Source organism: Pseudomonas sp. D1-36, from assembly GCF_051132205.1.
Lineage (GTDB): Bacteria > Pseudomonadota > Gammaproteobacteria > Pseudomonadales > Pseudomonadaceae > Aquipseudomonas.
This window is the reverse complement of record NZ_CP071674.1, coordinates 146,426-173,404: the sequence shown is the minus strand read 5'-3', so window position 1 is coordinate 173,404 and position 26,979 is coordinate 146,426. Positions and strand designations below refer to the sequence as shown.

The 26,979-nt window shown below is 58.5% G+C and carries 16 protein-coding genes, 3 tRNA genes and 4 rRNA genes; 2 read left to right on the top strand and 21 right to left on the bottom strand.

The window, feature by feature from the left end; genetic code table 11:
- Positions 1-105: 105 nt before the first annotated feature.
- A complete protein-coding gene (gene gabD / locus J3P76_RS00835; RefSeq protein ID WP_420767748.1) occupies positions 106-1,548 on the bottom strand; it encodes an NADP-dependent succinate-semialdehyde dehydrogenase in 1,443 nt (480 codons plus the stop codon).
- Between the two features lie 350 nt (positions 1,549-1,898).
- On the opposite strand from gabD, the gene J3P76_RS00830 reads away from it, so the two are divergent.
- Positions 1,899-1,975: transfer RNA gene (locus J3P76_RS00830), tRNA-Arg, on the top strand.
- 103 nt (positions 1,976-2,078) lie between these two features.
- Here J3P76_RS00830 and J3P76_RS00825 read toward each other — a convergent pair.
- The 6 genes from J3P76_RS00825 to J3P76_RS00800 form a co-directional block, all read right to left on the bottom strand.
- Positions 2,079-2,696 (bottom strand): hypothetical protein, encoded by a 618-nt coding sequence (locus tag J3P76_RS00825; RefSeq protein WP_434675671.1) that lies wholly within the window; start codon positions 2,694-2,696, stop codon positions 2,079-2,081.
- Positions 2,693-3,265, bottom strand: coding sequence for an RNA polymerase sigma factor (locus J3P76_RS00820; RefSeq protein WP_434611686.1), 573 nt, complete (start codon positions 3,263-3,265; stop codon positions 2,693-2,695). The genes J3P76_RS00825 and J3P76_RS00820 overlap by 4 nt, the downstream gene beginning before the upstream one ends.
- 112 nt (positions 3,266-3,377) lie before the next feature.
- Positions 3,378-5,054, bottom strand: a complete 1,677-nt coding sequence (locus J3P76_RS00815; RefSeq protein WP_434608514.1) for a vWA domain-containing protein — start codon at positions 5,052-5,054, stop codon at positions 3,378-3,380.
- Positions 5,055-5,305: 251 nt separating this feature from the next.
- The gene (locus tag J3P76_RS00810) at positions 5,306-6,619 is read right to left on the bottom strand and encodes an MFS transporter (RefSeq protein ID WP_434701402.1); all 1,314 of its coding nucleotides are present in this window, start codon (positions 6,617-6,619) and stop codon (positions 5,306-5,308) included.
- A gap of 37 nt (positions 6,620-6,656) precedes the next feature.
- Positions 6,657-6,830, bottom strand: coding sequence for a hypothetical protein (locus J3P76_RS00805; RefSeq protein ID WP_420767744.1), 174 nt, complete (start codon positions 6,828-6,830; stop codon positions 6,657-6,659).
- 132 nt (positions 6,831-6,962) lie between these two features.
- Positions 6,963-7,520 carry a YbhB/YbcL family Raf kinase inhibitor-like protein gene (locus tag J3P76_RS00800; protein ID WP_420767743.1) on the bottom strand — a complete coding sequence of 186 codons (558 nt, stop codon included), beginning with the start codon at positions 7,518-7,520 and terminating at the stop codon, positions 6,963-6,965.
- 140 nt (positions 7,521-7,660) lie between these two features.
- Here J3P76_RS00800 and J3P76_RS00795 point away from each other — a divergent pair, with 140 nt between their 5' ends.
- Positions 7,661-9,193 carry an FAD-dependent oxidoreductase gene (locus J3P76_RS00795; RefSeq protein WP_434701401.1) on the top strand — a complete coding sequence of 511 codons (1,533 nt, stop codon included), beginning with the start codon at positions 7,661-7,663 and terminating at the stop codon, positions 9,191-9,193.
- Positions 9,194-9,263: 70 nt separating this feature from the next.
- On the opposite strand, the gene pgaD is transcribed toward J3P76_RS00795, so the two are convergent.
- The 14 genes from pgaD to J3P76_RS00725 form a co-directional block, all read right to left on the bottom strand.
- Positions 9,264-9,767: a poly-beta-1,6-N-acetyl-D-glucosamine biosynthesis protein PgaD gene (gene pgaD / locus J3P76_RS00790; protein WP_420767741.1), complete on the bottom strand. Its 504-nt coding sequence runs from the start codon at positions 9,765-9,767 to the stop codon at positions 9,264-9,266.
- Entirely contained in the window at positions 9,764-11,119 is a 1,356-nt protein-coding gene (gene pgaC / locus J3P76_RS00785; RefSeq protein ID WP_420767740.1) for a poly-beta-1,6-N-acetyl-D-glucosamine synthase, read from the bottom strand. Before pgaC ends, pgaD begins: the two co-directional genes overlap by 4 nt.
- Position 11,120: 1 nt before the next feature.
- The gene (pgaB, locus tag J3P76_RS00780; protein WP_434561350.1) at positions 11,121-13,118 is read right to left on the bottom strand and encodes a poly-beta-1,6-N-acetyl-D-glucosamine N-deacetylase PgaB; all 1,998 of its coding nucleotides are present in this window, start codon (positions 13,116-13,118) and stop codon (positions 11,121-11,123) included.
- Positions 13,119-13,130: 12 nt separating this feature from the next.
- A complete protein-coding gene (pgaA, locus tag J3P76_RS00775) occupies positions 13,131-15,614 on the bottom strand; it encodes a poly-beta-1,6 N-acetyl-D-glucosamine export porin PgaA (protein WP_434608521.1) in 2,484 nt (827 codons plus the stop codon).
- Between the two features lie 248 nt (positions 15,615-15,862).
- Complete coding sequence (locus J3P76_RS00770; RefSeq protein ID WP_434611688.1) at positions 15,863-17,368, bottom strand: YdgA family protein; 1,506 nt, start codon at positions 17,366-17,368, stop codon at positions 15,863-15,865.
- 159 nt (positions 17,369-17,527) lie between these two features.
- Complete coding sequence (locus J3P76_RS00765) at positions 17,528-18,163, bottom strand: NADH:ubiquinone oxidoreductase subunit N (protein ID WP_420767737.1); 636 nt, start codon at positions 18,161-18,163, stop codon at positions 17,528-17,530.
- A 181-nt stretch (positions 18,164-18,344) separates the two neighbouring features.
- A 5S ribosomal RNA gene (rrf, locus tag J3P76_RS00760) occupies positions 18,345-18,460 on the bottom strand.
- Between the two features lie 107 nt (positions 18,461-18,567).
- Positions 18,568-18,683 (bottom strand): 5S ribosomal RNA (gene rrf / locus J3P76_RS00755).
- A 154-nt stretch (positions 18,684-18,837) separates the two neighbouring features.
- A 23S ribosomal RNA gene (locus J3P76_RS00750) occupies positions 18,838-21,729 on the bottom strand.
- A gap of 241 nt (positions 21,730-21,970) precedes the next feature.
- Positions 21,971-22,046 (bottom strand) — tRNA-Ala (locus tag J3P76_RS00745).
- 10 nt (positions 22,047-22,056) lie between these two features.
- Positions 22,057-22,133, bottom strand: a tRNA-Ile gene (locus J3P76_RS00740).
- 123 nt (positions 22,134-22,256) lie between these two features.
- Positions 22,257-23,795: ribosomal RNA gene (locus J3P76_RS00735) — 16S ribosomal RNA — on the bottom strand.
- Together the 16S, 23S and 5S rRNA genes with 2 tRNA genes alongside form the textbook arrangement of a ribosomal RNA operon.
- Positions 23,796-24,410: 615 nt before the next feature.
- Positions 24,411-25,631: a CaiB/BaiF CoA transferase family protein gene (locus tag J3P76_RS00730; protein ID WP_434608523.1), complete on the bottom strand. Its 1,221-nt coding sequence runs from the start codon at positions 25,629-25,631 to the stop codon at positions 24,411-24,413.
- Between the two features lie 13 nt (positions 25,632-25,644).
- Positions 25,645-26,826 carry an acyl-CoA dehydrogenase gene (locus J3P76_RS00725; protein ID WP_039593369.1) on the bottom strand — a complete coding sequence of 394 codons (1,182 nt, stop codon included), beginning with the start codon at positions 26,824-26,826 and terminating at the stop codon, positions 25,645-25,647.
- Positions 26,827-26,979 lie beyond the last annotated feature (153 nt).

The window sequence follows — 26,979 nt, the reverse complement described above, 5'->3', positions numbered from 1 at the left end:
GCAGCATGCGATGATCGACTGCCGCAGCGTTCCGGCCACAAGAAACAGAACGGGTGAAACGCGCAAAGGGGCAGCGCTCTCGTGCCCTTCGCGCTTGAAGCGGGATCAGATACCCAGGCAGAGGTATTTGATTTCCAGGTAGTCCTCGATGCCGTACTTGGAGCCTTCACGGCCCAGGCCCGAAGCTTTGATGCCGCCGAACGGCGCGACTTCATTGGAGATCAACCCGGTGTTGACGCCGACCATTCCGTATTCCAGGGCTTCGGCCACACGGAACACACGGCCCAGATCGCGGGCATAGAAGTACGAGGCCAGGCCGAACTCGGTGTCGTTGGACATCGCGATCACTTCGGCTTCGTCTTTGAAGCGGAACAGCGGCGCCAGCGGGCCGAAGGTTTCTTCCTTCGCCACGGCGGCGGTTTTCGGCACGTTGGTCAGGATGGTCGGCTCGAAGAAGTTGCCTTCCATCTGCTTGCCGCCCGCCAGCACGGTCGCGCCTTTGCCAACGGCATCGGCGATGTGCTCCTGAACCTTGGCGACCGCTTTCTCGTCGATCAACGGGCCGGTGGTGGTGCCGTCTTCCAGGCCATTGCCGATCTTGAGCTTGGCAACCGCTGCCTTGAGTTTCTCGGCAAACGCGTCGTACACCGAATCCTGGATGTACAGGCGGTTGGCGCAGACGCAGGTCTGGCCGTTGTTACGGTATTTGGAAATGATCGCGCCCTCGACAGCCTTATCCAGGTCCGCGTCGTCAAACACGATGAATGGCGCGTTGCCGCCCAGTTCCAGGGAAACCTTCTTGATGTCCTTGGCACATTCGGCCATCAACTGGCGGCCGATCTCGGTCGAGCCAGTGAAAGACAGCTTGCGCACGATTGGGTTGCTGGTCAGCTCGCCGCCGATATCGCCTGCGCTGCCGGTAACCACGCTCAGCACGCCTTGCGGAATGCCGGCACGGTGCGCCAGTTCAACCAGGGCCAGGGCCGAGAAAGGGGTTTGCGAAGCGGGCTTGATGACCATGGTGCAACCGGCGGCCAGGGCCGGGCCGGCCTTGCGGGTGATCATCGCAGCCGGGAAGTTCCATGGAGTAATGGCAGCGGTCACGCCGATCGGCTGCTTGATCACGATCAGGCGTTTGTCGGGCTGGTGGCCGGGAATCACGTCACCGTAGATGCGCTTGGCTTCTTCGGCGAACCATTCGATAAAGGAGGCGGCGTAAGCGATTTCGCCCTTGGCTTCGGCCAGCGGCTTACCCTGTTCAAGGGTCATCAGGCGACCGAGATCGTCCTGGTTTTCAATCAGCAATTCGTACCAGCGACGCAGCTTGTTGGCGCGCTCCTTGGCGGTCAACGCACGCCAGGCCGGCAGCGCCTTGTCGGCGGCTTCGATCGCACGACGGGTTTCGGCAGCGCCCATCTTTGGCACAGTGCCCAGCACTTCGCCCGTAGCCGGGTTGGTGACCTTGATCGTCTGACCATTGTCCGCATCGACCCAAGCGCCATCGATAAAGGCTTGCTGGCGGAACAACTGGGTGTCTTTAAGCTGCATGTCGGCTTTCCTTAACAGCACCGCGCGCGCGCGGAGCGAATTAGATTTGTAGAAAGGCGCCTTAGGGGCTGCCGTCAGGGAAATCATCCACCGGGCTGAAGCACAGAAATAACGCACATAAGCATAGACGTGCGGTTCAGCACCCAGACAAGAGCGTTTGAAATCTCAAACGAATCCTAGGGCCGATGGGGTTGCAGGACAATAGGCTGTTCGAAAAAAAGAACGAAAAAGCCGCATTTGCCTGTTTTTTCTGATCAGCGTAGCCAACAGCCGCCGAGCGAGGCAGAAACAAACGGCAAATCAGCAGCATGGACGCCCGCCATGCTTATGAGTATCATGGCGCCCGCGTTGCACCAGTAGCTCAGCTGGATAGAGTACTGCCCTCCGAAGGCAGGGGTCGTGGGTTCGAATCCCGCCTGGTGCGCCATACCAAAAGCTAGACCTGTCCCGGACAGTCTACGAGCTTCAAAAAACCCGCCCCGTGCGGGTTTTTTGTTTTTGCTGCCCGTGGCGAGGGGGCTGGCATCTTCTCAACGCTCACGCAAAGCCTCCAACCGCGCCGGCAAGTCCTCCTTGGGAAAACGTTTGTGCAGCGCCAGCAGTTTTTCATCAGCGGCCTTGCTATCTCCTGCCTGCCGCAATTGCAGGATTTCCATCAAGCCCTGCTCCAGCGATGGCAGTGCCGCGGGTGCGGATTTGCTCATTTTCGTCGCTGGCTTTTCCGCCAACAATTGCACAGGGCTGGCCGGGGCTCGGGCCAGCTCGCCCTGGGGCGCCATGCGGGCGATCGGGGCCGGGGCGGGCATGGCCGGCGGTGCTGCGGCGGCGACGGCTGACTTTTGCTGGTCGGCAGAAAACTCGATCGACGCGGGTGCGGCCAACTCATCGTGAGGCAGGGGTGAGCGCAGCGCCAGGCCGATCATCAGCGCCACACCGGCGACCGTGGCGAATGCCATCTGCCAACGTGGCCGCTGACAAGCTTGCAACCAGCGCTGCCACAGGCTTGGCACGGGCGCCGGAGCTTCGCGTCGGGCGGTGGCCAGGATAAAGGCGTCTAGCGAGGCCGGCGGTTCGCCGCTGGCGTGCTGACGCAAATGCTCGATCAATATTTTGTCGTCTGCATCCGGAGCGTGTTTGGGGTCGATCATGCGGGTACCTCCTCGGCCAACAGCCGGTGCAATTTCTGTTGGGCGTAACGCAAGCGGCTTTTCACCGTTTCCAGTGGGGCGCCGGTCAGTGCGGCGATCTGCGGCAGTTCCAGGTCGCCATGCAGACGCAGCAGGAAGATTTCCCGCTGATCCTCGGGCAAGGCCTGCAACGCGGCGTCGAGACGCGCCTGGTCGCGACTCAGGCTCAGTTGTTGCTCGGGGCCGCCGGTGTCGTCGGGCTGGACATGCAGTTGCTCGTCATAACTGTCGTGCAACGGGTTGTGGACGCCATGCTTGCGCCAGTGGTCAATCAAGCGGTTGCGGGCAATCTGGAACAGCCATGTACGAAAACTCGCCCGTCCTTGTGGCTGGGTCGTGCTGCGAATCAGGCTGAGCCAGGTGTCCTGGAAGATTTCCTCGGCCAGTTCGGCCTTGTTGCTCAAGGACACGAGGAACCGATAAAGCCCTTGGCGATGGCGGGCATACAGGGCTTCGAAACAAGCCCCGTCGCCATCTCGGTAGCGGGCCAGCAGCGATTCGTCGCTGGGTGAATCAAGCGCAGCGGGCATGTCGGTGACGAACTCCTTTCTGGTCATTGCAACACAGTCCTGGCAGACAACAAGGGAACCCTGTGGGAGCAAGCTCGCTCCCACACATTTTTGATCCCCGTTGCGCTCGGGATCAGCGCCTGGCCGCAGGTTCAAGGCTCTGCGCAAGCTCCACCAACTGCACAAACTCGGCGCGCAACCCGAACGGGTCATCGCCACGGGCCGACCGCGCCAGTTGTGCGGTGTCCTTCAGGCTCATCGCGCCTGTGTAGCGTCCATCGCCCTTGAGTTGCTGGGCGAAGGCCGCCACGGACGCCGCGAAGCGCAGGTCATCGCTGGGTTGTTTTTCGCTTTGCGCGCTGGCGATTGGATGCTCGATCAAGCGACTGTTGCCGCCCTCGGCCGGTTTGTAGCGTACACGTAACATGGCCAGTTCGCCGGCCTTGCCATCCGACTTCGATGCGTTGCCATAACGCAGCGGCTCCAGCCAGCCCTTCTCCCCCTTCGGAACAATTTCGTACAACGCCGTCACCGTGTGCCCTGCGCCAATCTCGCCCGCGTCGACTTTGTCATTGTTGAAATCCTCACGTTTCAATGCGCGGTTTTCATAACCCAGCAAGCGATATTCGCTGACCTGGGCCGGGTTGAACTCCACCTGCAACTTCACGTCCCGCGCCACTACCGCAAGCGTCGAACTGAGCTGATCCACCAGGACCTTGCGGGCTTCGAGCAAGTTGTCGATATAGGCGTAGTTACCATCGCCGGCGTCAGCCAATTGCTCCATCAGGTGTTCGTTGTAGTTATCCACACCAAAGCCTAGCGTTGTCAGGGATACGCCACTTTTACGCTGATCCACCGCCATCTGCTTGAGGCTGTCGAAATCACTGATGCCGACGTTGAAGTCACCGTCGGTGGCCAGCAGGATGCGGTTGATGCCCTTGTCGATGAAGCTTTCCCGGGCCATTTGATAGGCCAGTTCGATGCCCGAGGCCCCCGCGGTTGAACCGCCAGCGTTCAGCTGATCGATGGCGTTGCGGATCTTCACTTTGTCGCTGCCCGGAGTGGGCTTGAGCACCACGCGGGATTCGCCGGCATAAACCACCAGCGATACGCGGTCCTGATCGCGCAATTGATCCACCAGCAGTTTCAACGTGCTTTTGACCAGCGGCAGCCCTTCACGACGGTCCATGGAACCGGACACGTCCACCAGGAACACCAGATTGGCCGGGGCCAGCTCCGCCACGGCGCGGTCGGACGCCTTGATGCCGATGCGCAACAGACGGGTATGAGGATTCCATGGCGACGGCGCGACTTCGGTAGTCACGCCAAACGGCGAACCATCGGTGGGCAAGGCGTAATGGTAAGAGAAGTAGTTGACCATCTCCTCCAAGCGCACGGCGCCCTCGGGCGGCAGGCTGCCTTGGTTGAGCAGACGTCGCACATTGGCATAGCTGCCGGTATCGACATCCACGCTGAAGGTCGAGACCGGCGTTTCGGCAACGCTATGGATGGGATTGTCCGGCAGCTTTTCGTACTGCTCGCGCGACTCGGCGCGGTAACCCGCGGCGACGGCATCGTTCGCCACGCTTGGGGCAGGCATTGGTGCCGGTTTCATGAGCATGCGCTTGGCCGTCGACTGGCGCACTTCGGCGATCTCGCCTTGCGGTACAACACTGGGCGCCACGGCCACCGGCTCGGCTGACTTGGCCGCTTCGTGAGACGAAGACAACCCACAACCGGCCAACGTCACCAGCATGGTGACAGCAAAACCCTGGGCGGCAGGACGCATAAAAGACAGTGGGCGGGACATGGGCTGAACCTCGTGGATGGATGATTCGTTCACAAGGTCAGACGTAAGGCCTGCGTGGTTCGGGTTAATCGCTTGGAAATAATTTCCTGACTGCTCGCAGCCCCTCCTTAGCCCCTGATGCCTTTGCGATTTTCCCTCAGGTTACCGCCACGACGGTTTCCTTCAGTCCACCACCGACGTTACTCGGCGCAGATCCGTGCCATCGCAATGGTTTAAGCGAGCACCGTTGAGTCGGCACACTGTCCGCTAACTCACGATTCGCACACCAGCGAGGGCTGGACAGACTTCGTGTGCCGTTTCGGAAAATAAGCCGCCGCGCCGACGCCCAGCGCGCCCATCACTACGCAGTACCCCACGCACACCCAAGGACTCCACGGCACCAAAGCAATCAGCACCAACGGCGTGATGCTCGCCCACAGCGCGTAGGCGATGTTGTAGGTAAACGAGATGCCAGATACACGGATTTTTGCCGGAAACAGGCTCACCATCACCGAAGGCACCGCGCCGACTACACCGCAACCCAAGCCGGCGATAGCGTAGGCCAGGCCCAGCCACGCGCTGCCGCTGATCAGGCTGGCGAAGAGCACGGCGATGCCCACGGGCAGCAGCAGGCTATACAGCATCACCGTGCGCCAGGCGCCGATGCGGTCGACGATGAGGCCGGCCAGGACGCAGCCGATGTTCAGGAAAACGATGCCGAGGCTGCTCAGGGCGAAAGTGTGGCCAGGGGTCAGGCCGAAGCTCTTCTGCATCACGGTCGGGGTGATGACCACAAATACCACCACAGCAGAGGTCAGCACGCAGGTGAGAATCGCGGCGGGCAGCAAGGCGTGGCGATGGTCGCGCAGGACCGTGCGCAGCGGCAATTCCGCCGCGCCTTCGCGATTGGCTTGCAGCGCCATGAAGATCGGCGTTTCGCTCAGCCAGCGGCGCAGCCAGACGCCAATCACACCGAATACCCCGCCCAGCAGGAATGGCAGGCGCCACGCGTAGTCAAGGATTTCCGCCGGGGTATAAATCCGCGCCAGCGCCGTGGCGGTCAGGGCGCCAAGCAGATAGCCGAAGGTCAGGCCCGCCTGGAGAAAGCCCAAGGCATAACCTCGATGTTTCAGTGGCGCATGTTCAGCGACGAAGACCCAGGCGCTGGGCACTTCCCCGCCGACCGCCGCGCCTTGCAGGATACGCAGCGCCAGCAACAGCAACGGGGCGAAATAACCGATTTGCGCGTACGTCGGCATCACGCCGATGAGCAGGCAGGGCAATGCCATCATGACAATGCTCAGGCTGAACACCCGCTTGCGCCCCAGGCGATCGGCAAAGTGCGCCATGAGAATCCCGCCCAAGGGCCGTGCCAGATAGCCGGTGGCGAAAATTCCGAAGCTTTGCAGCAAGCGCAGCCACTCGGGCATTTCCGGTGGGAAAAACAGCTGGCTGAGGGTCAGGGCGAAGAAGACAAAAATGATGAAATCGTAGATTTCCAGCGCACCGCCAAGGGCGGCGAGGCCCAGGGTCCTGTAGTCGGATCGGTTGAACCGGGCGTCTGGCAAATGAGTGGTGGCAGTCATAGGCAAGTTTGAAAAAGAATTGGAAGAAGGCGACGGTTCAGGCAGCGGGCCCCTTGTCCGCGGGCTGCACCGACGATTGGCCTGGCTCGGCGTCCGCGGCCTCGTCAGCTGGCAAGAAATCCTTGCGGCTCTGGGCGATGGCCCGGCGTATTTCGTCGCCCTTGGTGGGGCAATTCTTGAGGCGGGCGATGCCGTCGGTTTTCTGCGTCATCGCCATCCTCCGCATGAATGAACAGGGGCTCGATAGTGCTCGTTTTTAGCGCACGATGCCAACTTACGTGACGATTGGGGCTGCCGGGCAACCCCGCGGGTGCATGCTTGCTCGCCCGGAGCCGAGGCCCGGTCAACGGTGATAGCGGCGCACCACGCTGCTGTTGCGCAGGACGTGACCCTTGAGTTTTTCCATCAATTGGGCCCGTGTGAGGCCGGCAGGCAGGGCGTCGGGCGGCAGGTCCAGGGCGAAAATCTGGATCAGGTAATGGTGGGCGCTGTCACCCACGGGCGGGCACGGTCCGATGTAGCCGTGGGTGTTTTTGCTGTTGATGCCGCTCATGCCCTCAAGCGTGGATTTGGTGCCCGCGCCTGTCGGAATCTGTCGGGTGCTGGCCTTGATTCCATAATGGACCCAATGATCTACGCCTTGTCCACGCTGGCCGTCGGGGTCGAGCATGACGATGGCGTAGCTGAGGGTGCCAGGCGGGCCGGCATTCCAGCTCAGGGCCGGGGAAATATTCTTGCCGCCACATTGGTTGGCGTCGCTGGCGGCCGCTGCGGTGAAGAGGCGGTCGTCCGACACGCCGGGAATGCTCAGGGTAAAACGCTCTTCGGCCTGGACTCCCTGTGCGCACAGCACGAGGGTGACGGCCGCGAGCCAGGAGGAAAAGGAAGTCAATCGGGTCATACCGGGCACCTTGAATGCGGTTCAGGCCAACGACGGCCTGCGAACTATAGCCGCAGCGCCGCCCCGGTTGCAGTGACAATTACGCTGAACCTCGTTCCAATCCCTCGACTCCAACGGGAAACGCCTGCCGGAGAACGACCATGCCCATGCATCAAGTCGCCCGCCTCGCTGATGTGCGAGAAGATCGCGGCCTCGAAGTGACCCTCAACGACGCGCCCATCCTGCTGTTACGGGCTGGAGGGCAAGTGCGGGCGTTCCAAGGCAAGTGCCCGCACGCCGGGGCGCCTTTGGCCAAGGGCGCCGTATGCCACGGAAGGCTGATCTGCCCCTGGCACAAAGCGGCGTTTCGCGCTGAAGACGGCGCCCTGTGCGAGCCGCCGGCCCTCGACAGCCTGGAGCGTTACCACGTCGAGGTGCGAGGCGAAGAAGTCTGGGTCGATGACCAACCACTGCCGGCCGAAAAAGTCCCCCCCGCCGATGACCCGCGCACGTTTGTCATCGTCGGCGCCGGCGCGGCGGGCACGGCATGCGCGGCGGCGTTGCGCGAGAAGGGTTTCGGCGGCCGGATCCAGCTGATCGACCGCGAGGCCGAGGCCGGCTACGACCGGACGGTGTTAAGCAAATATGTACTGGCTGGCGACATGGCTGCGGACGAAACTCCGCCTCTGCGCGATGAAACTTATTTCAGCCAACAACGCATCGAACGGCGCCACGGCCAAGTGACCGGCCTTGATGTCAATGCGCGTCGGATCCGCCTCGCCGACGGTCAATCACTGGGTTACGACGCCCTGTTGATTGCCACTGGCGGCGAACCCAAGACGCTGGATCTGCCCGGTATCGACTTGCCGCAAGTCCTGATGCTGCGCTCCTTGGCCGATACACGGCGGATTCTCGAACATGCGCAGCCGGGGCAACGAGCCGTGATCATCGGCGACAGTTTCATTGCGATGGAGGTCGCCTCCTCCCTGCGCAAACGCGAACTCAGCGTCACCGTCCTGGCTCGTCACCCAGTGCCGTTCGCGGCGCAGTTCGGCGACAGTATCGGCAAGGCGATCCTGGCTCGGCACCGGGCCAATGGCGTGGTGTATCACACCGACGGCGAAGCAGCGCGGATCGAGGGTACGGGCAAAGTACACACCGTGGTGCTGGATAACGGCCAACGCTTTGAGGCGGACCTGGTCATCGTCGGCGTCGGCGTGCGCCCGGCCACGGAGCCGTTCGCCAACCTGCCACGGGAGAAAGACCAATCGTTGATTGTCGACGACGGCATGCGCGTGGCCGACGGCGTCTGGGCCGTGGGTGATATCGCGACCTTCCCCCTCAACGGCCAGCCCCAGCGCATCGAACATTGGCGGCTGGCCCAGCAACAGGCCCGCATCGCCGCGACGAACATGCTCGGTGGTGAAGAACATTACCTGGACGTGCCGTTCTTCTGGACCTATCACTTCGGCAAACGCTACGACTATCTGGGCCATGCCGAGGAATGGGACGAAGTGCAATTCAAGGGCACGCCCGAGCATCCGCCCTTTATCGCGCTGCTCGGCAAGGACGGCCTGGTCGTGGCGGTCGTGGCCTGCGATGAAGGCCGGGCGATGGCGGCACTGGCCCAGCGCATGAAACAACCGCTGCCTGTGGATGAAGCTTGGCGGCTGGTCCGGGATTTTTCGATGTAGCTTGTCTTTGCAGACGCCACAAAGCCTGTGGGAGCGAGCTTGCTCCCACAATGAAGCAGCACCGCTGCGCTTACGCCGAATGATCCGCCGGCAGATGAATGATCTGCGGTCGCTCCAGCGGCGCCAGGGGCGGCGGTTGCAAGTCCGGGCCCAACAAGTGGAAATGCGGCACGACGTGGCTGATATCGCCGTCCTGATTGTTATGGATGATCTTCGAACCTGGCTGGCGCAGCGTTTCCAGACGTTCGCCAGTCAATTTGAAACTGGCACTCAGCCCCTGGTCGTCCACTGCGGGCCTTGGCAGCCTACGCTGGGCGAAGCTACGGCTCTTGCGCTGTTGATAGCGCGCCCAGCTGATCAGGATGATTGCGTTGACCAACGCGATCCAGCCGTAGATCTGCAACGTCCCCAGGGTGTCGAACAATGAACCGCCCAGACGCGGGCCCGCGTGGCTGTCAAACAGCGGCCACAGACCGTTCACCAGCAGGTACAACAGTCCAACCCACGCCAGTACCGTAAAGAGCACGTCGATGATCACCAGAAAAGGCCGCTGGCGGGTCCTGATAATTTTCATCGGATCACTTCCTCTTCTTCGTCATCGAACGGTTTGATCCCGCGATCCGGGCTGATCCAGCGCGCGCGTTTCTGATGCTGTCCGAACAGCACCTTGGGGAAACTCACCAGCGTGGTGAACAAACTGATCAGCCAGAACACCAGGGGGTACCAGACCACCCAGAACATGATGTGCCACAGGCCCTTTTCGTAGCGACGGTCGATCAGAATGCTCACCGCGAATTGCATCAGGCACACCACCGCCAGCAACAGGCCGGTGAAAGCCGGCGGCATCAAGTGGTCCACGGCGATGGCGGCTGGCATCTCGACGAATTTACCGGCTCCCCAGAAGATCACTGACAGCAGGAAGGTGAACGCCCAACCGGTGGACAGGCAGTATTCGAACAGCAGCGGCCACAGGTAGCGGTGACGGTATTGCCAGATGCCGCGGATGTTCTTGAACAGCACCTCGGCGCCACCCTGGGCCCAACGCAGCCGCTGCCGCCACAGGCCCCGCAAGGTTTCGGGCATGAGGATCCAGCACAGGGCGCGTGGCTCGTAGAAAATGCTCCAGTGGTCCAGTTGCAGCTTCCAGCTGATGTCGATGTCCTCGGTGATCATGTCCGGGCTCCAGTAGCCGACCCGGTGCAGGGCCGTGCGACGGAACGCGACGATTACGCCGGACACGGTAAAGATCCGCCCGAAAACCCGCTGGGTGCGCTTGATCAAACCGATGATCGAGGAAAACTCGCCGACCTGGACCCGGCCCACCAACGTCGAACGGGTGCGGATGCGCGGGTTGCCGGTCACCGCGCCAAGGCGGGCGTTGTCAAGCATCGGCGCTACCAAGTAGGCGCAGGTGTTGGGCGCCAACAGCGCGTCGCCGTCGATACACACCAGGTATTCACTGCGTGCGGCGATGGCGCCCATACGCAGGGCCACGGCCTTGCCCTGGTTTTCCGCCAGGTGCAGCACGCGCAAGCGCGGGTCTTCGACGGCCAGTCGATCGAGCACCTCGGCGGTGTTGTCCTTGGAGCCGTCGTTGATGGCGATGACTTCAATGTTCGGATAATGCTGGCCCAGCGCTGCGTGAATCGTGTCGGCAACGTTGTCGCCTTCGTTGAAGCACGGGACCAGGATGCTGATCAGCGGCTCGCCGGCCAGGGGCGGCGGCAACGTGTCGTCCTTCCACGGCCAGTGACGCTCCCAGTGCAGCCAGAAATACAGGCCTCCAGCGATCCATAGGCCGGACATGAACAGCGGGTAGAAGAACACGAAGTCCATCAGGAATTGCCCGGTAACCAGGAAGATCAGGCCCAGGGGCACCCCAAGGACGATCGCCAGCACCAGGACGGCGAGCAGTCTGTCAAGCATGTCAAGGATTCCACTTGTTGGAGAGCGCCGGCCGCACGGCTTTCACGGCGGGCTGGTCTTCGATGAAATTGTCCGGGTAGTAGCCGAAACTGGTCACGCCCTGGCGCTTGAGGCGCCCCATCCAGTCGGCCAGTTGTTCGCCCTCGATGTCTGCCACTGGCTTGCTGTGCCAATCACGGGCTTGCAGTTCGAACACCGTGCGCTTGAGTGCACCGGGGCGAGCCTTGATGGTTTCCACCAATCGCTCCAGCCAGGGCCCCGACTGTTCGCGGGTCTGTTTTTCCATCAGGGGCATGGCCATCGGCGCCGTCCAGTCGTAGGCGGCGAGGAAATCGTCAAGGTTCTGGGCGAACCAGGCTTCGCTTTCCGGGTTGAGCATCGGTTCGGCAAAGATGTTGCGCGCCGTGCGCACCTGCGGGCCACGTATCGCCCGGACCTTGGCGGTGAGCTCGGCGGTGAAGTCGATCAGGTAGCGGCTCTTGAAGCGAGTCCAACGCTGCATGGCGGCAGGGTCATCGCGCAGGGCAGCGATCGATTGCGGCAAGCCATGGGCGGCGTACACTTTCATCGCGGCGGGGCCGGCGTCCTCGAAGTCGGAGAACACGGCATCGTCATGATAAAGAACGCCGTCCACCGAGCTCATCCGCGCCATGTCCTCGTAGATCTCGCCGATGATCTTTCGCACGTTCGGGTCGAACGGCGACAGGCGTACATATTGGTCTGGGGCGACGCCCGTCTTGCCGGTCTCCGGATCCCAGCGCTGCACGCGCGGCAACTTCGAATCCAGGGCAAAACTGAGTACCGGCATCCACGCATAGACCTTGACGTTGGCCCGGGTGCGCAATTGCCATGCAACGCGGTCGAACAGATCGGCGCGCACCGGCAGGTGGCGGTTAGGAAAGTACAGCGAGTGGACCAGACCATCGCCTTTTGGATCGGCGAACGCTTGCAAGAACACCGTGTTGGCGCCCAGGTCATAGATGCGCTGGACCAGTTTGCCGACGTTGGCCTCCTGCTGCACGGGGTCAGAATCGTAGACGTAATCCAGGTCGACGTGGACCACCCGCATCGGGTCGATCGTCTGCACTGACGCGATACTTTCGGCGAAGTGAGCACCATCCGGATCGGATGCGACCAGGAAGCGCGGTCCACTCATCAGGTTATCGAGGCTGTCGAGGCCATCTTCCAGGGTCAGGGCCATCTGGTAACCCTGGCTGCCGATCACTTGCAATGCGGTGCCGTCGGCCTCGCCGTAAGGCCACACCCAGACACGCGGGCTGTAGCCGACCACCTTGCGGATCTTGTCTGAAATAGCCGCCACGTCTTTGCGCATACGCGCCTGGAAATCGGCCTCGCTCTCATAGCGACCGGTCACGGCATCATAGAGCCGGGTAGTTGCCGCCGGCTGTTGGTTTCCTTGGGGATTGGCGAGCACGCCTTTGTGGTTGGCGTCGGTGTGGGCCGCGATTTCCACCAGGCCCGATTTCGAAATCTCGCGAATCTGCTCCCACGTGAGGAACTCGGAACGCTTGCGCGGCACACCGGCGAAATCCACATTCTGGTTCATCGGCGTGTCGACCCAACTGCCGACCGGGGCCAGGATTGCCGGCCAGTTGTAGGCTCGCAAGATCGGCATGACGCGCGTATAGAAGCTTGAGTAGCCATCGTCGAAACTCAGCAACACCGCACGCGGCGGCAGTTGCGGTCCGCCGTTGCGGGCAGCGATGATCTGGTCGACCGTGACCGCCTGGTAATTGTTTTCACGCAGCCAGGCCAGCTGTTCAATCAGGCGCTCAGTGCGCACGGCTACCAGGCCCTGGTCGGGGTCGCGGTCTTCGACATCATGGTAGGCAATACCCAGCACATGGTTTTTCGGCCACGGGGCATCGTTCGCCGCGACCGGCCGTTGCGAAGGTGGCGCGAACGCCGGGGCTTGCTGGGCACAAGCGCTGATCAGCAAGACTCCCAGCAGAAGGATGAATCGCGAAATGACGGGCATTTTCAAACTCTTCTAGAAGCGGTAGGTGAGATCGACAAGCAGGCGCAGATCGCTTTCACGATCGCCGTCGTAAGGGCGGTTGAGCCAGCTCAGCGCGGCCCCGGCTTCGAGCACATCGTTCCAGAGCAAGCGTTGGCCGTAGCCGAGCAACCCCATGGCACCGGTGTTGTAGTCGCGCTGGCTGTAGGTGCCGGCGCCGACTTGGAATTGCTGGCTCCAAGTGGTTTCGTAACGGCGGTACAGCACGTGATTGGCGCTCACGGTCGGCATGACGCTGAAGTCCGACTTCGGATTGAAGTACGGCACTTCTTCGGAACCGCTGTTGCGGCTGGCACCCACTTCCAGTCCCAGCTCCACCTGCAGGCGTGGAGCGCTGTAGATGCCCTCGCGGCCGGTCAGCAGGGTCTCCAGGCGATTGTTGCCGTCGCTGAAATGGGACGGGCTCACAGCCAGCCGCCATTCGCGGCTTTCATTGGCGCGCCAGCGGACGAAACCGCTCCCGCCATTGGCGCGAATACCGCTGTTGAGAGCTCGCAACGGTGTCTCGGCCGAGAGGTAATCCAGGCTGCCGCCGTACTGCCAGTGATCGTTGATGTCCCGGGCCACGGCCACGCGCGCGCCTTGCTTGTCGCCGGAGCCGTACGAGTGGTTGGAGACTTCCGCTTCCAGAGTCATGTCGCGGGTACGCCGCTCCACGCCCAAGCGCTGCCAGCGATGATGGCCGGTGCCTTCCTCAAAGTCGCCAGTGGCGTAGCCGGCACCGCCGAATAGCCGCCAGTCTTCGTCAATGGGCGGGCTGTAGAGCAACGTTTCGATACCAAAGTCCCGGCTACCGGTCACCGCGCCGGCATCGCCGTTGCCACCGCCGTAGCTTTTGCCGGTGTAGGCTTCGATGCGCAATTCAGCCATGTCATGAACTTCACGCTGACGTTGCAGGCGTTTGACGTGGGCATTCTCCGGATAACGGGCGACCACGTCGTCGGTAAGCGCGTCCATCTGCCGCCATTCCTGCAGGTCCATCGCCGCGCGAGCCTGGGCGACTTCCAGGTCGCGATTGCGCGGTGTCGTGGTCTCGATTTCCTTGAGCAGGCTTTCTGAACGCCGCGGCCAGTCACGGGCTTGATACAGGTCGGCCTGGGCCAGGCGCAGGCCGATGTGGCCAGGGGCTTGGTAGATGAGACTTTCCAGACGCGTTTCGGCGGAGGGCAGGTCAGCGCCATAAGTGCCTGCTTGAGCGGCAAGCATCTGCGCATCCATCCACTCGTCGTTGGGGTTACCGATTGGCAATCCCTTGAGCTCCACCCGAGACGGCTGTGATTTAGCCAGATCTTCGGCCAGCGCGCGGGCCTCTTCGGACTTTTCGCTTTCCAGCAAGGCGTAGTAGAGCGCGGTGCTGTCTTCGAAACGGTCCGCAGGGTCGGCATCCGGCGCGGTCAGTACACGGCGGTACAGCTCGACGGCTATTTCCGGCTCACGTTGCTCAAGATAAGAAGAGGCCACCCAGCGCAAGGCATAAGTCGGAATGCTGATACCTTCAGCGACCAGCTTCTGGTATTCGGCGATCACCTCTGCCCGGCGAGCGCGGGCGTTGAGGGCTCCCATGCGGTCGATTCGCCACCGCAGCACGTCCTCATGGGCCTCGGCCACTGGCGTCCAGGTGGCGAGCAGTTTGTCGTAATCGGCCAACGCGCGGTCAGCGATGACAAAGCGCTCCTTTTCGCTGCGGCTGGCCATATCCGCCAGACGCACCCGTTCAGCCGCCACATCGCCTTCAAGCCGGCGCTGCACGCCGCGGTCGATCAGCCCAGGCTGAAGACGGGCCAGGCGCAACGCCGGTTCAGGCAACCTGGCACGCTGCAGCGCATGAATGTATTCGCGCGCGACTTCAGGCTTGTTGCTACCGGCACGGATGAAGGCTTGATCGTATTGGAACAGGGCTTCGTGGGGATTGTCAGCGCGCGTCAGTGCATAGCCCAACGCCAACCGGCGCATCGGATCTTCGGGCTTGGCGGCAACCAGGACCTTGGCACGGCTGACGGCTTCGTCGGGTTTGCCGGCGTCGGCCTGGGTCAGGGCCAGGCCCAGTTGCAGGTCCGCATTTCGTGGTTCGATGGCCAGGGCTCGACGATACAGCTCAATCGCCGGATCCCAACGCTGGAGGTTGCGATAGGAGCGGGCCGCTGCGGTCAGCGCCTGGACCGGTAACTCGCGGTAACGGCCTTGGGTTTCGTAGACCTTCACCACCTCGGCATCGAGACCAGCCCAGCTGGCGATCTGCAAGTGATCGCTGATTTGCGCGGTACTGGCCTGCCCCGCCGGAACTTGGCGCAACACGGCCAGTGCGGGCGTGTAATCGCCCGAACGGGCATCAAGCACCATTTGGTCATAGGCGGCATCGGCAAACGCCGCCAGCGGCAAGCACAACTGGCTGCACAGCGCGACGCGAAACAACGGGCGCAAACCGAATCGAATAAAGGGACCCACAGTACGCGGCATTCGTCAGCATCCTTACATGGCCAGCCGGGTCGCAGTGCCCCCTTGCCCATCAAACAGGAGGCCGGGTCAAAGGAACCCAGCCAAGCTCTAACGGGCTAAGTCTGGCATCGCGCGAAGGGTGATTTTTCGGAACGCCATAATTCTTCAGAATCCATGCAGATTTCAGCGCCGAAGTTTTCAAAGAGAAAAAAAAACCGGCTCGTGCGCAGGGCACGGGCCGGTTTTTTGGAGGGGAGCTTTTAGGGGTATTACTGAACGGCGACGCCGCCGCCCAACTTACTCATCACAAATGCCGAGAATTGTTCAACGGTCATTTTCTGTCCGTTGAAATCCACTTGATTGTTGGCGTAGTGCAAGTTGGTGACCACGTCGTTGCCTTCCAGCTTCGCCAGCTCCGTACCCACAGCCATGGCGCTGAACATATCGCTGGTGGCAGTGGCCTGGTCGGCGATCAGTTTGGCGTCTGTCTGGCCTTCCATCTGCGCCTGCACGGTCAGCAGGTCCACAAGCATCGGCTTGGACACCTTCACTTTGAAATCCAGCAGGGCGAGCAATTGACGGCCTAGTTCATCCGGCGGCAGATCCATCGATTGTGGCTTGGCCAGGTCTACGACCAGGCTCGCGCGGCTTTCACCGTTAGCCGTATTAAACGAGAGGTTCTCCAGGGCCACTTGTGGGGCGCCCGCCAGGAGTTTCTCCAGATCGGCCTTGACCTGCGCCTCTTCGGCCTCGGTCAAATTCAGCTCTGGCGCTGGCTCGCCCGCTTCAGCGGCCTCGGCAGCAGCTTTTTCGTATGGCTGCAGTTTGGCTTGGTAGACCTGCATCAGCGACATGGTTGCGGGAATATCCAGGTTCTTCAGGCTTACCGCCATCTGCGCCGAACCAATGACCTTATCGTTGAAAGACAACTCACCGATCTTGTAGTCGGCACGCCCCGAAGCGCTGGTACCCTTTTCGGAGCTGTTGTTCTTCATTTCGAAATTCTTCAGGCCCAGCACTGATTTCTGTTCGCCGAAACTGGTCTTGCTGTTACTCAGCAGCAGGGTGTTATCACCCATGTAGTAGCCGTAGGTGCTCTTGGTCAGGTTGCTGGCCAATGTCAGACCGCTAAGCTCGATTTGCACCGGTGTTTGATCTTCGGCGACGGTGCTCAGTTTGAAACTGTCCATATAACCGTCGGCCTTGATCTTCTCTGCTTGGGCGCTGGCTGCCACGTCGATTTTCAGGCCGGAAAAGATGAGCTGGGATTGTTCGTCCAGCTTGGTATCCAGCGGGAGCAGTTCGAATGTACCGTTTGTGGACTGATCGTAGCCGAGGTTGAAAACGCCTTTGAGCGGCGATTTATCCTTGGCGGCAACAAACCATTTTTCGGTCAGCGGAGTCCGCTCAAGTTCGGTGTGGCTGGTAGCCATGACCGGCAACCATTTGAGCGTCATCAGCCGGGAAACCGGTAGCGGGCCGTGTTCGATGTTATCAACGAACAGCAATTCAACGGATTCGCCACCAAACATTTCGCCTTCACCTTTGAGGCGGTAATGCGCAGTGCTGCTGAATGTTCCACGATCCAAGGAAACCAGCTCGATCGAAGCGGTACCGTTGGACCCGGCCAAAGCCGTTTGCAATTGCTTGTTGCTGTCGGCAATGGCTGTATTCAAAACTCCTTCAAGCTTCGTCCCGGTATACCAGGCGCCGCCCGCACTGATAGCGCCGATAACCACAACGATTCCGAGAAGTACGCTTGCTGATTTATTCATGAGAGACCCGATCGTATTCCATGGTTGAAAAAGTCGCCGTCTTCCTTGACCCGCAAAGGGCTGTGGCTCGACGCGGCAAAAGTGGTGGAGGAGATTAGCACCAGGCACGCCAGCAAGCCCAATGTTTAAAGGGGAAAAAGCGTGTTCTTGAGAAATGGTCTACGAATATTGGACTTCGATCTCGTCCAGTTGGTGATCAAATGTCTTGAGCCGTGCCGTCCAGGTGTATACCAGTACCTCGAAATCACGATTGATCACCGCCGTACTCGACGAGTCGGCACGCCCATCACAGAAATCCAACTGGTAACGTTCCCTAGCCATGGCATTGGCGACATCGCACAGTTCACGAGCGTTGTTGAGCCAGTGCCAATCATCTTGCGCGACCTGCTCGTCCAAGGCCGCGCATTGGATTTTCAAGGCTTCGAGACTTTTTTCCAACGGTGTACCCGTGAGCTCTCCCATGACCTCTTGGAACGTGCGACCTGGCTGCCAATAGCTGCCCCAGAAATAGCGATCAAACACCGTCTCGACCCGACGCAGCGCGACCTTGGTGTCCCATATCAACACCAGGGTCTTGCCTTGCTCGAGCTGTTTTTTCTTGATGCGCTGGCCTTGCATCGAGGCCCAGGCGACAACTGCGATGGATATGACACCGATCAGCGCGGACGCGCTATCAAGGAAAATCAGCGCTTTATCGAGCTGATGAGTCAGCATGACGCCATAGAAATAGGTGGCCGAAAGCAGTACCAACGCCGCAATAGCGCACCAGAAGCCGGGAGCATAAGGGTTTTTCATTATTCGAATCCCCATGACCAGTCACATCGCGGGCTCTCGTTGCAAACGCCCAACAACCCAAGCATAGCAATGGACTGGGGGTTTGCCGGGGCGCGACAGCAATTAGGGAGATGATCCGATTACCGGCTCTGAAACGACAAAACCCCCGTCTACGGTGCAGACAGGGGTTTTGGGAATTCAATCTTGACGATGACCTACTCTCACATGGGGAAACCCCACACTACCATCGGCGATGCATCGTTTCACTGCTGAGTTCGGGATGGGATCAGGTGGTTCCAATGCTCTATGGTCGTCAAGAAATTCTGTGACCAACCCGTTCAGGAACAACGTGTCGGTTAAAATCGAAGACTTCTACTAAAACAAAACCCCTACCTGCATCAGCAGATAGGGGTTTCGGAATTTAATCTTGACGATGACCTACTCTCACATGGGGAAACCCCACACTACCATCGGCGATGCATCGTTTCACTTCTGAGTTCGGGATGGGATCAGGTGGTTCCAATGCTCTATGGTCGTCAAGAAATTCGGTAGCCAGCGCGTGCCTTACGGTCACGTTCCAGCAAATGGGTATGTGATAGCGTGTTGCTTGTGAGTATCTCGAACTTTCGGTTCGTTTCGTCTTCACAACACCGCAATCTGGCCTCTTTCGAGTCTACAAATTGCTTGGGTGTTATATGGTCAAGCCTCACGGGCAATTAGTACAGGTTAGCTCAACGCCTCACAGCGCTTACACACCCTGCCTATCAACGTCGTAGTCTTCGACGGCCCTTCAGGGAGCTCAAGGCTCCAGTGAGATCTCATCTTGAGGCAAGTTTCCCGCTTAGATGCTTTCAGCGGTTATCTTTTCCGAACATAGCTACCCGGCAATGCCACTGGCGTGACAACCGGAACACCAGAGGTTCGTCCACTCCGGTCCTCTCGTACTAGGAGCAGCCCCTCTCAAATCTCAAACGTCCACGGCAGATAGGGACCGAACTGTCTCACGACGTTCTAAACCCAGCTCGCGTACCACTTTAAATGGCGAACAGCCATACCCTTGGGACCGGCTTCAGCCCCAGGATGTGATGAGCCGACATCGAGGTGCCAAACACCGCCGTCGATATGAACTCTTGGGCGGTATCAGCCTGTTATCCCCGGAGTACCTTTTATCCGTTGAGCGATGGCCCTTCCATACAGAACCACCGGATCACTAAGACCTACTTTCGTACCTGCTCGACGTGTCTGTCTCGCAGTCAAGCGCGCTTTTGCCTTTATACTCTACGACCGATTTCCGACCGGTCTGAGCGCACCTTCGTACTCCTCCGTTACTCTTTAGGAGGAGACCGCCCCAGTCAAACTACCCACCATACACTGTCCTCGATCCGGATAACGGACCTGAGTTAGAACCTCAAAGTTGCCAGGGTGGTATTTCAAGGATGGCTCCACGCAGACTGGCGTCCACGCTTCAAAGCCTCCCACCTATCCTACACAAGCAAATTCAAAGTCCAGTGCAAAGCTATAGTAAAGGTTCACGGGGTCTTTCCGTCTAGCCGCGGATACACTGCATCTTCACAGCGATTTCAATTTCACTGAGTCTCGGGTGGAGACAGCGCCGCCATCGTTACGCCATTCGTGCAGGTCGGAACTTACCCGACAAGGAATTTCGCTACCTTAGGACCGTTATAGTTACGGCCGCCGTTTACCGGGGCTTCGATCAAGAGCTTCGCGTTAGCTAACCCCATCAATTAACCTTCCGGCACCGGGCAGGCGTCACACCCTATACGTCCACTTTCGTGTTTGCAGAGTGCTGTGTTTTTAATAAACAGTCGCAGCGGCCTGGTATCTTCGACCGGCGTGGGCTTACGCAGCAAGTGCTTCACCCTCACCGGCGCACCTTCTCCCGAAGTTACGGTGCCATTTTGCCTAGTTCCTTCACCCGAGTTCTCTCAAGCGCCTTGGTATTCTCTACCCAACCACCTGTGTCGGTTTGGGGTACGGTTCCTGGTTACCTGAAGCTTAGAAGCTTTTCTTGGAAGCATGGCATCAACCACTTCGTCACCCAAAGGGTAACTCGTCATCAGCTCTCGGCCTTAAGATCCCGGATTTACCTAAGATCTCAGCCTACCACCTTAAACTTGGACAACCAACGCCAAGCTGGCCTAGCCTTCTCCGTCCCTCCATCGCAATAACCAGAAGTACAGGAATATTAACCTGTTTTCCATCGACTACGCTTTTCAGCCTCGCCTTAGGGACCGACTAACCCTGCGTCGATTAACGTTGCGCAGGAAACCTTGGTCTTTCGGCGTGGGTGTTTTTCACACCCATTGTCGTTACTCATGTCAGCATTCGCACTTCTGATACCTCCAGCAAGCTTCTCAACTCACCTTCACAGGCTTACAGAACGCTCCTCTACCGCATCACTTACGTGATACCCGTAGCTTCGGTGTATGGTTTGAGCCCCGTTACATCTTCCGCGCAGGCCGACTCGACTAGTGAGCTATTACGCTTTCTTTAAAGGGTGGCTGCTTCTAAGCCAACCTCCTAGCTGTCTAAGCCTTCCCACATCGTTTCCCACTTAACCATAACTTTGGGACCTTAGCTGACGGTCTGGGTTGTTTCCCTTTTCACGACGGACGTTAGCACCCGCCGTGTGTCTCCCATGCTCGGCACTTGTAGGTATTCGGAGTTTGCATCGGTTTGGTAAGTCGGGATGACCCCCTAGCCGAAACAGTGCTCTACCCCCTACAGTGATACATGAGGCGCTACCTAAATAGCTTTCGAGGAGAACCAGCTATCTCCGAGCTTGATTAGCCTTTCACTCCGATCCACAGGTCATCCGCTAACTTTTCAACGGTAGTCGGTTCGGTCCTCCAGTCAGTGTTACCTAACCTTCAACCTGCCCATGGATAGATCGCCCGGTTTCGGGTCTATTCCCAGCGACTAGACGCCCTATTAAGACTCGCTTTCGCTACGCCTCCCCTATTCGGTTAAGCTCGCCACTGAAAATAAGTCGCTGACCCATTATACAAAAGGTACGCAGTCACCCAACAAAGTGGGCTCCCACTGCTTGTACGCATACGGTTTCAGGATCTATTTCACTCCCCTCTCCGGGGTTCTTTTCGCCTTTCCCTCACGGTACTAGTTCACTATCGGTCAGTCAGTAGTATTTAGCCTTGGAGGATGGTCCCCCCATATTCAGACAAAGTTTCTCGTGCTCCGTCCTACTCGATTTCACTTCTAAGATCCTTTCGCGTACAGGGCTATCACCCACTATGGCCGCACTTTCCAGAGCGTTCCGCTAAAATCAAAGAAGCTTAAGGGCTAGTCCCCGTTCGCTCGCCACTACTAAGGGAATCTCGGTTGATTTCTTTTCCTCAGGGTACTTAGATGTTTCAGTTCCCCTGGTTCGCTTCTTGCACCTATGTATTCAGTACAAGATAACCATCTTATGATGGCTGGGTTCCCCCATTCAGACATCTCCGGATCACAGTCTGTTTGCCGACTCCCCGAAGCTTTTCGCAGGCTACCACGTCTTTCATCGCCTCTGACTGCCAAGGCATCCACCGTATGCGCTTCTTCACTTGACCATATAACCCCAAGCAATCTGGTTATACTGTGAAGACGACATTCGCCGAAAATTCGATCTGGCTCTAAGAGCCACTCACAAATTTTACCTTAGCCTGATCCGTTACCAGTGAAAGTAACGTTCAGTCTATCTTTCTATCACATACCCAAATTTTTAAAGAACGATCTAATCAAAAGACTAGAAATCAACATTCATCATCCCGCGGATGGAATGCTCATTTCTAAGCTTTCAGAAGCAGTTTATGGTGGAGCCAAGCGGGATCGAACCGCTGACCTCCTGCGTGCAAGGCAGGCGCTCTCCCAGCTGAGCTATGGCCCCATAACAAAATTGGTGGGTCTGGGCAGATTCGAACTGCCGACCTCACCCTTATCAGGGGTGCGCTCTAACCAACTGAGCTACAGACCCAATTTCGAGCTTGTAACTGTTAGCTGTGAGCTATCAGCTTGGAGCTTAAAGCTGCTTCTATCGTCTTCTTCAATGAATCAAGCAATTCGTGTGGGAGCTCATGGAGCCGCTGCTGTCGTCGATTAAGGAGGTGATCCAGCCGCAGGTTCCCCTACGGCTACCTTGTTACGACTTCACCCCAGTCATGAATCACACCGTGGTAACCGTCCCCCCGAAGGTTAGACTAGCTACTTCTGGTGCAACCCACTCCCATGGTGTGACGGGCGGTGTGTACAAGGCCCGGGAACGTATTCACCGCGACATTCTGATTCGCGATTACTAGCGATTCCGACTTCACGCAGTCGAGTTGCAGACTGCGATCCGGACTACGATCGGTTTTGTGGGATTAGCTCCACCTCGCGGCTTGGCAACCCTCTGTACCGACCATTGTAGCACGTGTGTAGCCCAGGCCGTAAGGGCCATGATGACTTGACGTCATCCCCACCTTCCTCCGGTTTGTCACCGGCAGTCTCCTTAGAGTGCCCACCATAACGTGCTGGTAACTAAGGACAAGGGTTGCGCTCGTTACGGGACTTAACCCAACATCTCACGACACGAGCTGACGACAGCCATGCAGCACCTGTCTCAATGCTCCCGAAGGCACCAATCCATCTCTGGAAAGTTCATTGGATGTCAAGGCCTGGTAAGGTTCTTCGCGTTGCTTCGAATTAAACCACATGCTCCACCGCTTGTGCGGGCCCCCGTCAATTCATTTGAGTTTTAACCTTGCGGCCGTACTCCCCAGGCGGTCAACTTAATGCGTTAGCTGCGCCACTAAGAGCTCAAGGCTCCCAACGGCTAGTTGACATCGTTTACGGCGTGGACTACCAGGGTATCTAATCCTGTTTGCTCCCCACGCTTTCGCACCTCAGTGTCAGTATCAGTCCAGGTGGTCGCCTTCGCCACTGGTGTTCCTTCCTATATCTACGCATTTCACCGCTACACAGGAAATTCCACCACCCTCTACCATACTCTAGCTCGACAGTTTTGAATGCAGTTCCCAGGTTGAGCCCGGGGATTTCACATCCAACTTAACGAACCACCTACGCGCGCTTTACGCCCAGTAATTCCGATTAACGCTTGCACCCTCTGTATTACCGCGGCTGCTGGCACAGAGTTAGCCGGTGCTTATTCTGTCGGTAACGTCAAAACACTAACGTATTAGGTTAATGCCCTTCCTCCCAACTTAAAGTGCTTTACAATCCGAAGACCTTCTTCACACACGCGGCATGGCTGGATCAGGCTTTCGCCCATTGTCCAATATTCCCCACTGCTGCCTCCCGTAGGAGTCTGGACCGTGTCTCAGTTCCAGTGTGACTGATCATCCTCTCAGACCAGTTACGGATCGTCGCCTTGGTGAGCCATTACCTCACCAACTAGCTAATCCGACCTAGGCTCATCTGATAGCGCAAGGCCCGAAGGTCCCCTGCTTTCTCCCGTAGGACGTATGCGGTATTAGCGTCCGTTTCCGAGCGTTATCCCCCACTACCAGGCAGATTCCTAGGCATTACTCACCCGTCCGCCGCTCGCCACCAGGTACAAGTACCCGTGCTGCCGCTCGACTTGCATGTGTTAGGCCTGCCGCCAGCGTTCAATCTGAGCCATGATCAAACTCTTCAGTTCAAACATCTTTGGGTTTTGAGAAAACCCTAAACTTGGCTCAGCAATCGTTGGTTACATCTTTGATTTCTCGCGGAGTAACTTGTGATGCTGATAATCTGTTGACTAGCAGTCTGACTCCACAAGCACCCACACGAATTGCTTGATTCAGTTGTTAAAGAGCGGTGGGTTGAGCCTTTCGTCTCAACCGAGGCGCGCATTCTACAGCGCCCCGTGTATCTGTCAAGCGGTTATTTTAAGAAGTTTTCAAAGTTTCGCTTGGAAATCCTTAACAACTTCAACCACTTGCGCTTTCGATCTCTCGTTAGCGGGAGGCGAATTCTACAGCGTTACTCGCTGCTGTCAACACCTCTTTTTTACCGCTTTCGACCGAGAAGATCGAACCGTCGATAGCGCCCAACAAACCGGCCTACCCACTCCTTCCGTGCTTCGATGAACTGAAGCGAAGCACTTACCGAAACTTGGTTAACTCATTGAAACTCAAGGAGTTTTCCGTTTCGACTGCGCCGGAAGTGGGGCGAATTATAGACATCCAGAATTTGCCGTCAACCCTTTATTTTGTTTTCTATCAATCAGATACCCAAATGACCGCAAGCGCCCTTCTATATAGAAGGGAGGCTACAGGACGCCGGAGTCCCGCAAGGTCGCTATCGCTGCAATATCCAGCCCCAGTACCCGCTGCAACACCTCCATCGTATGTTCGCCTAATAAGGGAGGCGCGTTTCTATATTCAATCGGCGTATCGGACAAGCGAATAGGACTGGCTACTTGCGGCACTGTACCGGCCAACAGGTGGGGCAACTCGATCGCCAACCCGCGAGCCTGCACCTGAGGATCGGCAAACACCTGGGCCAAATCGTTGATAGGGCCACACGGCACTCCGGCTTGCTCCAACTGAACCACCCACTCGGAAGTCGTCTTGAATACCGTCGCCTGGCGAATCAACGGGATCAGTGCCGCCCGGTTCGCCACTCGCATCTTGTTCGTCGCGAACCGGGGATCATCGGCCCACTGCGGTTGGCCGGCGACCTCGGCGAATTTTCGAAATTGACCGTCGTTACCCACCGTAAGGATGAAGTCACCATCAGCTGTGGGAAAATCTTGGTAAGGCACGATATTGGGATGCGCATTTCCCAACCGCTTCGGCGCACTGCCTGTGGTCAGGTAATTCATTGCCTGGTTGGCCAGGCATGCCACCTGAACATCCAGCAAAGCCATATCGATATGCTGCCCACCGCCGGCATGGTCGCGATGAGCCAACGCCGCCAGGATGGCAGCGGTCGAATACAAGCCGGTCAGAATATCCGTCAATGCAACACCGACTTTCACCGGCCCAGCTCCCTCTTCCCCTTCCGGTCGACCGGTAAGGCTCATCAAGCCTCCCAGCCCTTGGATCATGAAGTCATACCCGGCGCGCTTGGCATATGGCCCCGTCTGGCCAAAACCGGTGATCGAACAATAGATCAACTGCGGATTGATAGCCTTTATCGAGTCGTAATCCAGGCCATAGGCAGCGAGTCCACCCACCTTGAAGTTTTCGATCAGAATGTCGGACTTCGCCGCTAGCTCTAGGATCAGCTTCTGGCCCTCGGGGCGAGTAAAATCGATCGTGACCGATTGCTTGTTGCGATTGGCCGCTAGGTAATAAGCCGCCTCGGTCGTGTTCTCGCCGTAAGCGTCCTTAAGGAAGGGCGGGCCCCACGCACGCGTATCATCGCCATTGCCAGGGCGCTCGACCTTGATGACATCCGCGCCCAGGTCCGCCAGGATCTGCCCAGCCCAAGGCCCGGCCAGGACCCTTGATAAATCCAATACCCTCAGATGCGAAAGCGCGCCCATCGCCGGTCTCCTATTAATAGAACGCCTGAATACCGGTTTGCGCGCGCCCCAGGATCAGCGCATGGACATCATGGGTGCCTTCGTAGGTATTCACCACTTCCAGGTTCACTAGGTGACGAGCAATGCCGAATTCGTCGGATATACCGTTGCCGCCCAACATGTCACGGGCCATGCGCGCGATATCCAGAGATTTACCGCAAGAATTACGCTTCATGATCGAGGTAATCTCCACCGCAGCCGAGCCCTCGTCTTTCATGCGCCCCAAACGCAAGCAGCCTTGCAGCGCGAGGGTGATTTCCGTCTGCATGTCGGCCAGCTTCTTCTGGATCAACTGATTTGCCGCCAACGGGCGTCCGAACTGTTGCCGATCAAGCGTGTACTGGCGGGCGGTGTGCCAGCAAAACTCAGCGGCCCCCAACGCCCCCCAGGAGATGCCATAGCGTGCCGAGTTCAGGCAAGTAAACGGCCCCTTCAGGCCTCGGACGTCTGGAAAGATGTTCTCCTCCGGAACGAATACATTGTCCATGACGATTTCGCCAGTAATCGACGCGCGCAGCCCGACCTTGCCGTGAATAGCCGGCGCACTCAGGCCTTTCCAGCCTTTTTCCAGGACGAAGCCGCGGATATCGCCAGCGTCGTCTTTGCCCCAGACGACAAACACGTCAGCGATCGGGCTGTTGGTGATCCACATCTTGCTACCCGTCAAGCTGTAGCCGCCTTCCACTTTCCGCGCGCGAGTAATCATCGCGCCCGGGTCGGAACCGTGGTTTGGCTCAGTCAGGCCGAAACAGCCGATCCATTCGCCCGAAGCTAGCTTCGGTAAATATTTCTGTTTTTGCGCCTCGGTCCCGAATTCATTGATGGGCACCATGACCAGCGAGGATTGCACGCTCATCATCGAGCGATAGCCGGAATCGACGCGCTCCACTTCCCTGGCAATAAGGCCATAGCTGACATAGTTCAATCCGCTGCCACCGTATTGCTCGGGAATGGTCGCCCCCAGCAGGCCCACTTCGCCCATTTCACGAAAAATCGCCGGGTCGGTCTTTTCATGACGGAACGCTTCCAGCACTCGAGGCGCGAGCTTCTGCTGGGCAAATTGTTCGGCGGTGTCACGAATCATTCGCTCTTCTTCTGTGAGCTGCTGATCCAACAACAGTGGGTCGATCCAGTTGAAGCTCGCTTTACCGGCCATGAGAAACCTCGCCAATGAGATGAAAATTTGTGGATTGATCCTAGGCGCGGTTTCCTACGAGAGCAAACGAGGATTCCGCATGCTGTTGTGCTAATTTCTCACTCCGTAAAAGGCGAAAAGGCCGTTTACGCCCTTCACGAGTGAGATCTCCGT

Excerpts from the sequence above, each read along its gene's own strand:
- pgaD (WP_420767741.1), bottom strand. The coding sequence starts at position 9,767 with ATGAAAATTATCAGGACCCGCCAGCGGCCTTTTCTGGTGATCATCGAC.
- J3P76_RS00730 (WP_434608523.1), bottom strand. The coding sequence starts at position 25,631 with ATGGGCGCGCTTTCGCATCTGAGGGTATTGGATTTATCAAGGGTCCTG.
- pgaC (WP_420767740.1), bottom strand. The coding sequence starts at position 11,119 with ATGCTTGACAGACTGCTCGCCGTCCTGGTGCTGGCGATCGTCCTTGGG.
- J3P76_RS00725 (WP_039593369.1), bottom strand. The coding sequence starts at position 26,826 with ATGGCCGGTAAAGCGAGCTTCAACTGGATCGACCCACTGTTGTTGGAT.
- pgaA (WP_434608521.1), bottom strand. The coding sequence starts at position 15,614 with ATGCCGCGTACTGTGGGTCCCTTTATTCGATTCGGTTTGCGCCCGTTG.
- J3P76_RS00825 (WP_434675671.1), bottom strand. The coding sequence starts at position 2,696 with ATGATCGACCCCAAACACGCTCCGGATGCAGACGACAAAATATTGATC.
- J3P76_RS00820 (WP_434611686.1), bottom strand. The coding sequence starts at position 3,265 with ATGCCCGCTGCGCTTGATTCACCCAGCGACGAATCGCTGCTGGCCCGC.
- J3P76_RS00765 (WP_420767737.1), bottom strand. The coding sequence starts at position 18,163 with ATGAAAAACCCTTATGCTCCCGGCTTCTGGTGCGCTATTGCGGCGTTG.
- J3P76_RS00770 (WP_434611688.1), bottom strand. The coding sequence starts at position 17,368 with ATGAATAAATCAGCAAGCGTACTTCTCGGAATCGTTGTGGTTATCGGC.
- J3P76_RS00810 (WP_434701402.1), bottom strand. The coding sequence starts at position 6,619 with ATGACTGCCACCACTCATTTGCCAGACGCCCGGTTCAACCGATCCGAC.
- J3P76_RS00800 (WP_420767743.1), bottom strand. The coding sequence starts at position 7,520 with ATGACCCGATTGACTTCCTTTTCCTCCTGGCTCGCGGCCGTCACCCTC.
- J3P76_RS00815 (WP_434608514.1), bottom strand. The coding sequence starts at position 5,054 with ATGTCCCGCCCACTGTCTTTTATGCGTCCTGCCGCCCAGGGTTTTGCT.
- pgaB (WP_434561350.1), bottom strand. The coding sequence starts at position 13,118 with ATGCCCGTCATTTCGCGATTCATCCTTCTGCTGGGAGTCTTGCTGATC.
- J3P76_RS00795 (WP_434701401.1), top strand. The coding sequence starts at position 7,661 with ATGCCCATGCATCAAGTCGCCCGCCTCGCTGATGTGCGAGAAGATCGC.
- J3P76_RS00805 (WP_420767744.1), bottom strand. The coding sequence starts at position 6,830 with ATGACGCAGAAAACCGACGGCATCGCCCGCCTCAAGAATTGCCCCACC.
- gabD (WP_420767748.1), bottom strand. The coding sequence starts at position 1,548 with ATGCAGCTTAAAGACACCCAGTTGTTCCGCCAGCAAGCCTTTATCGAT.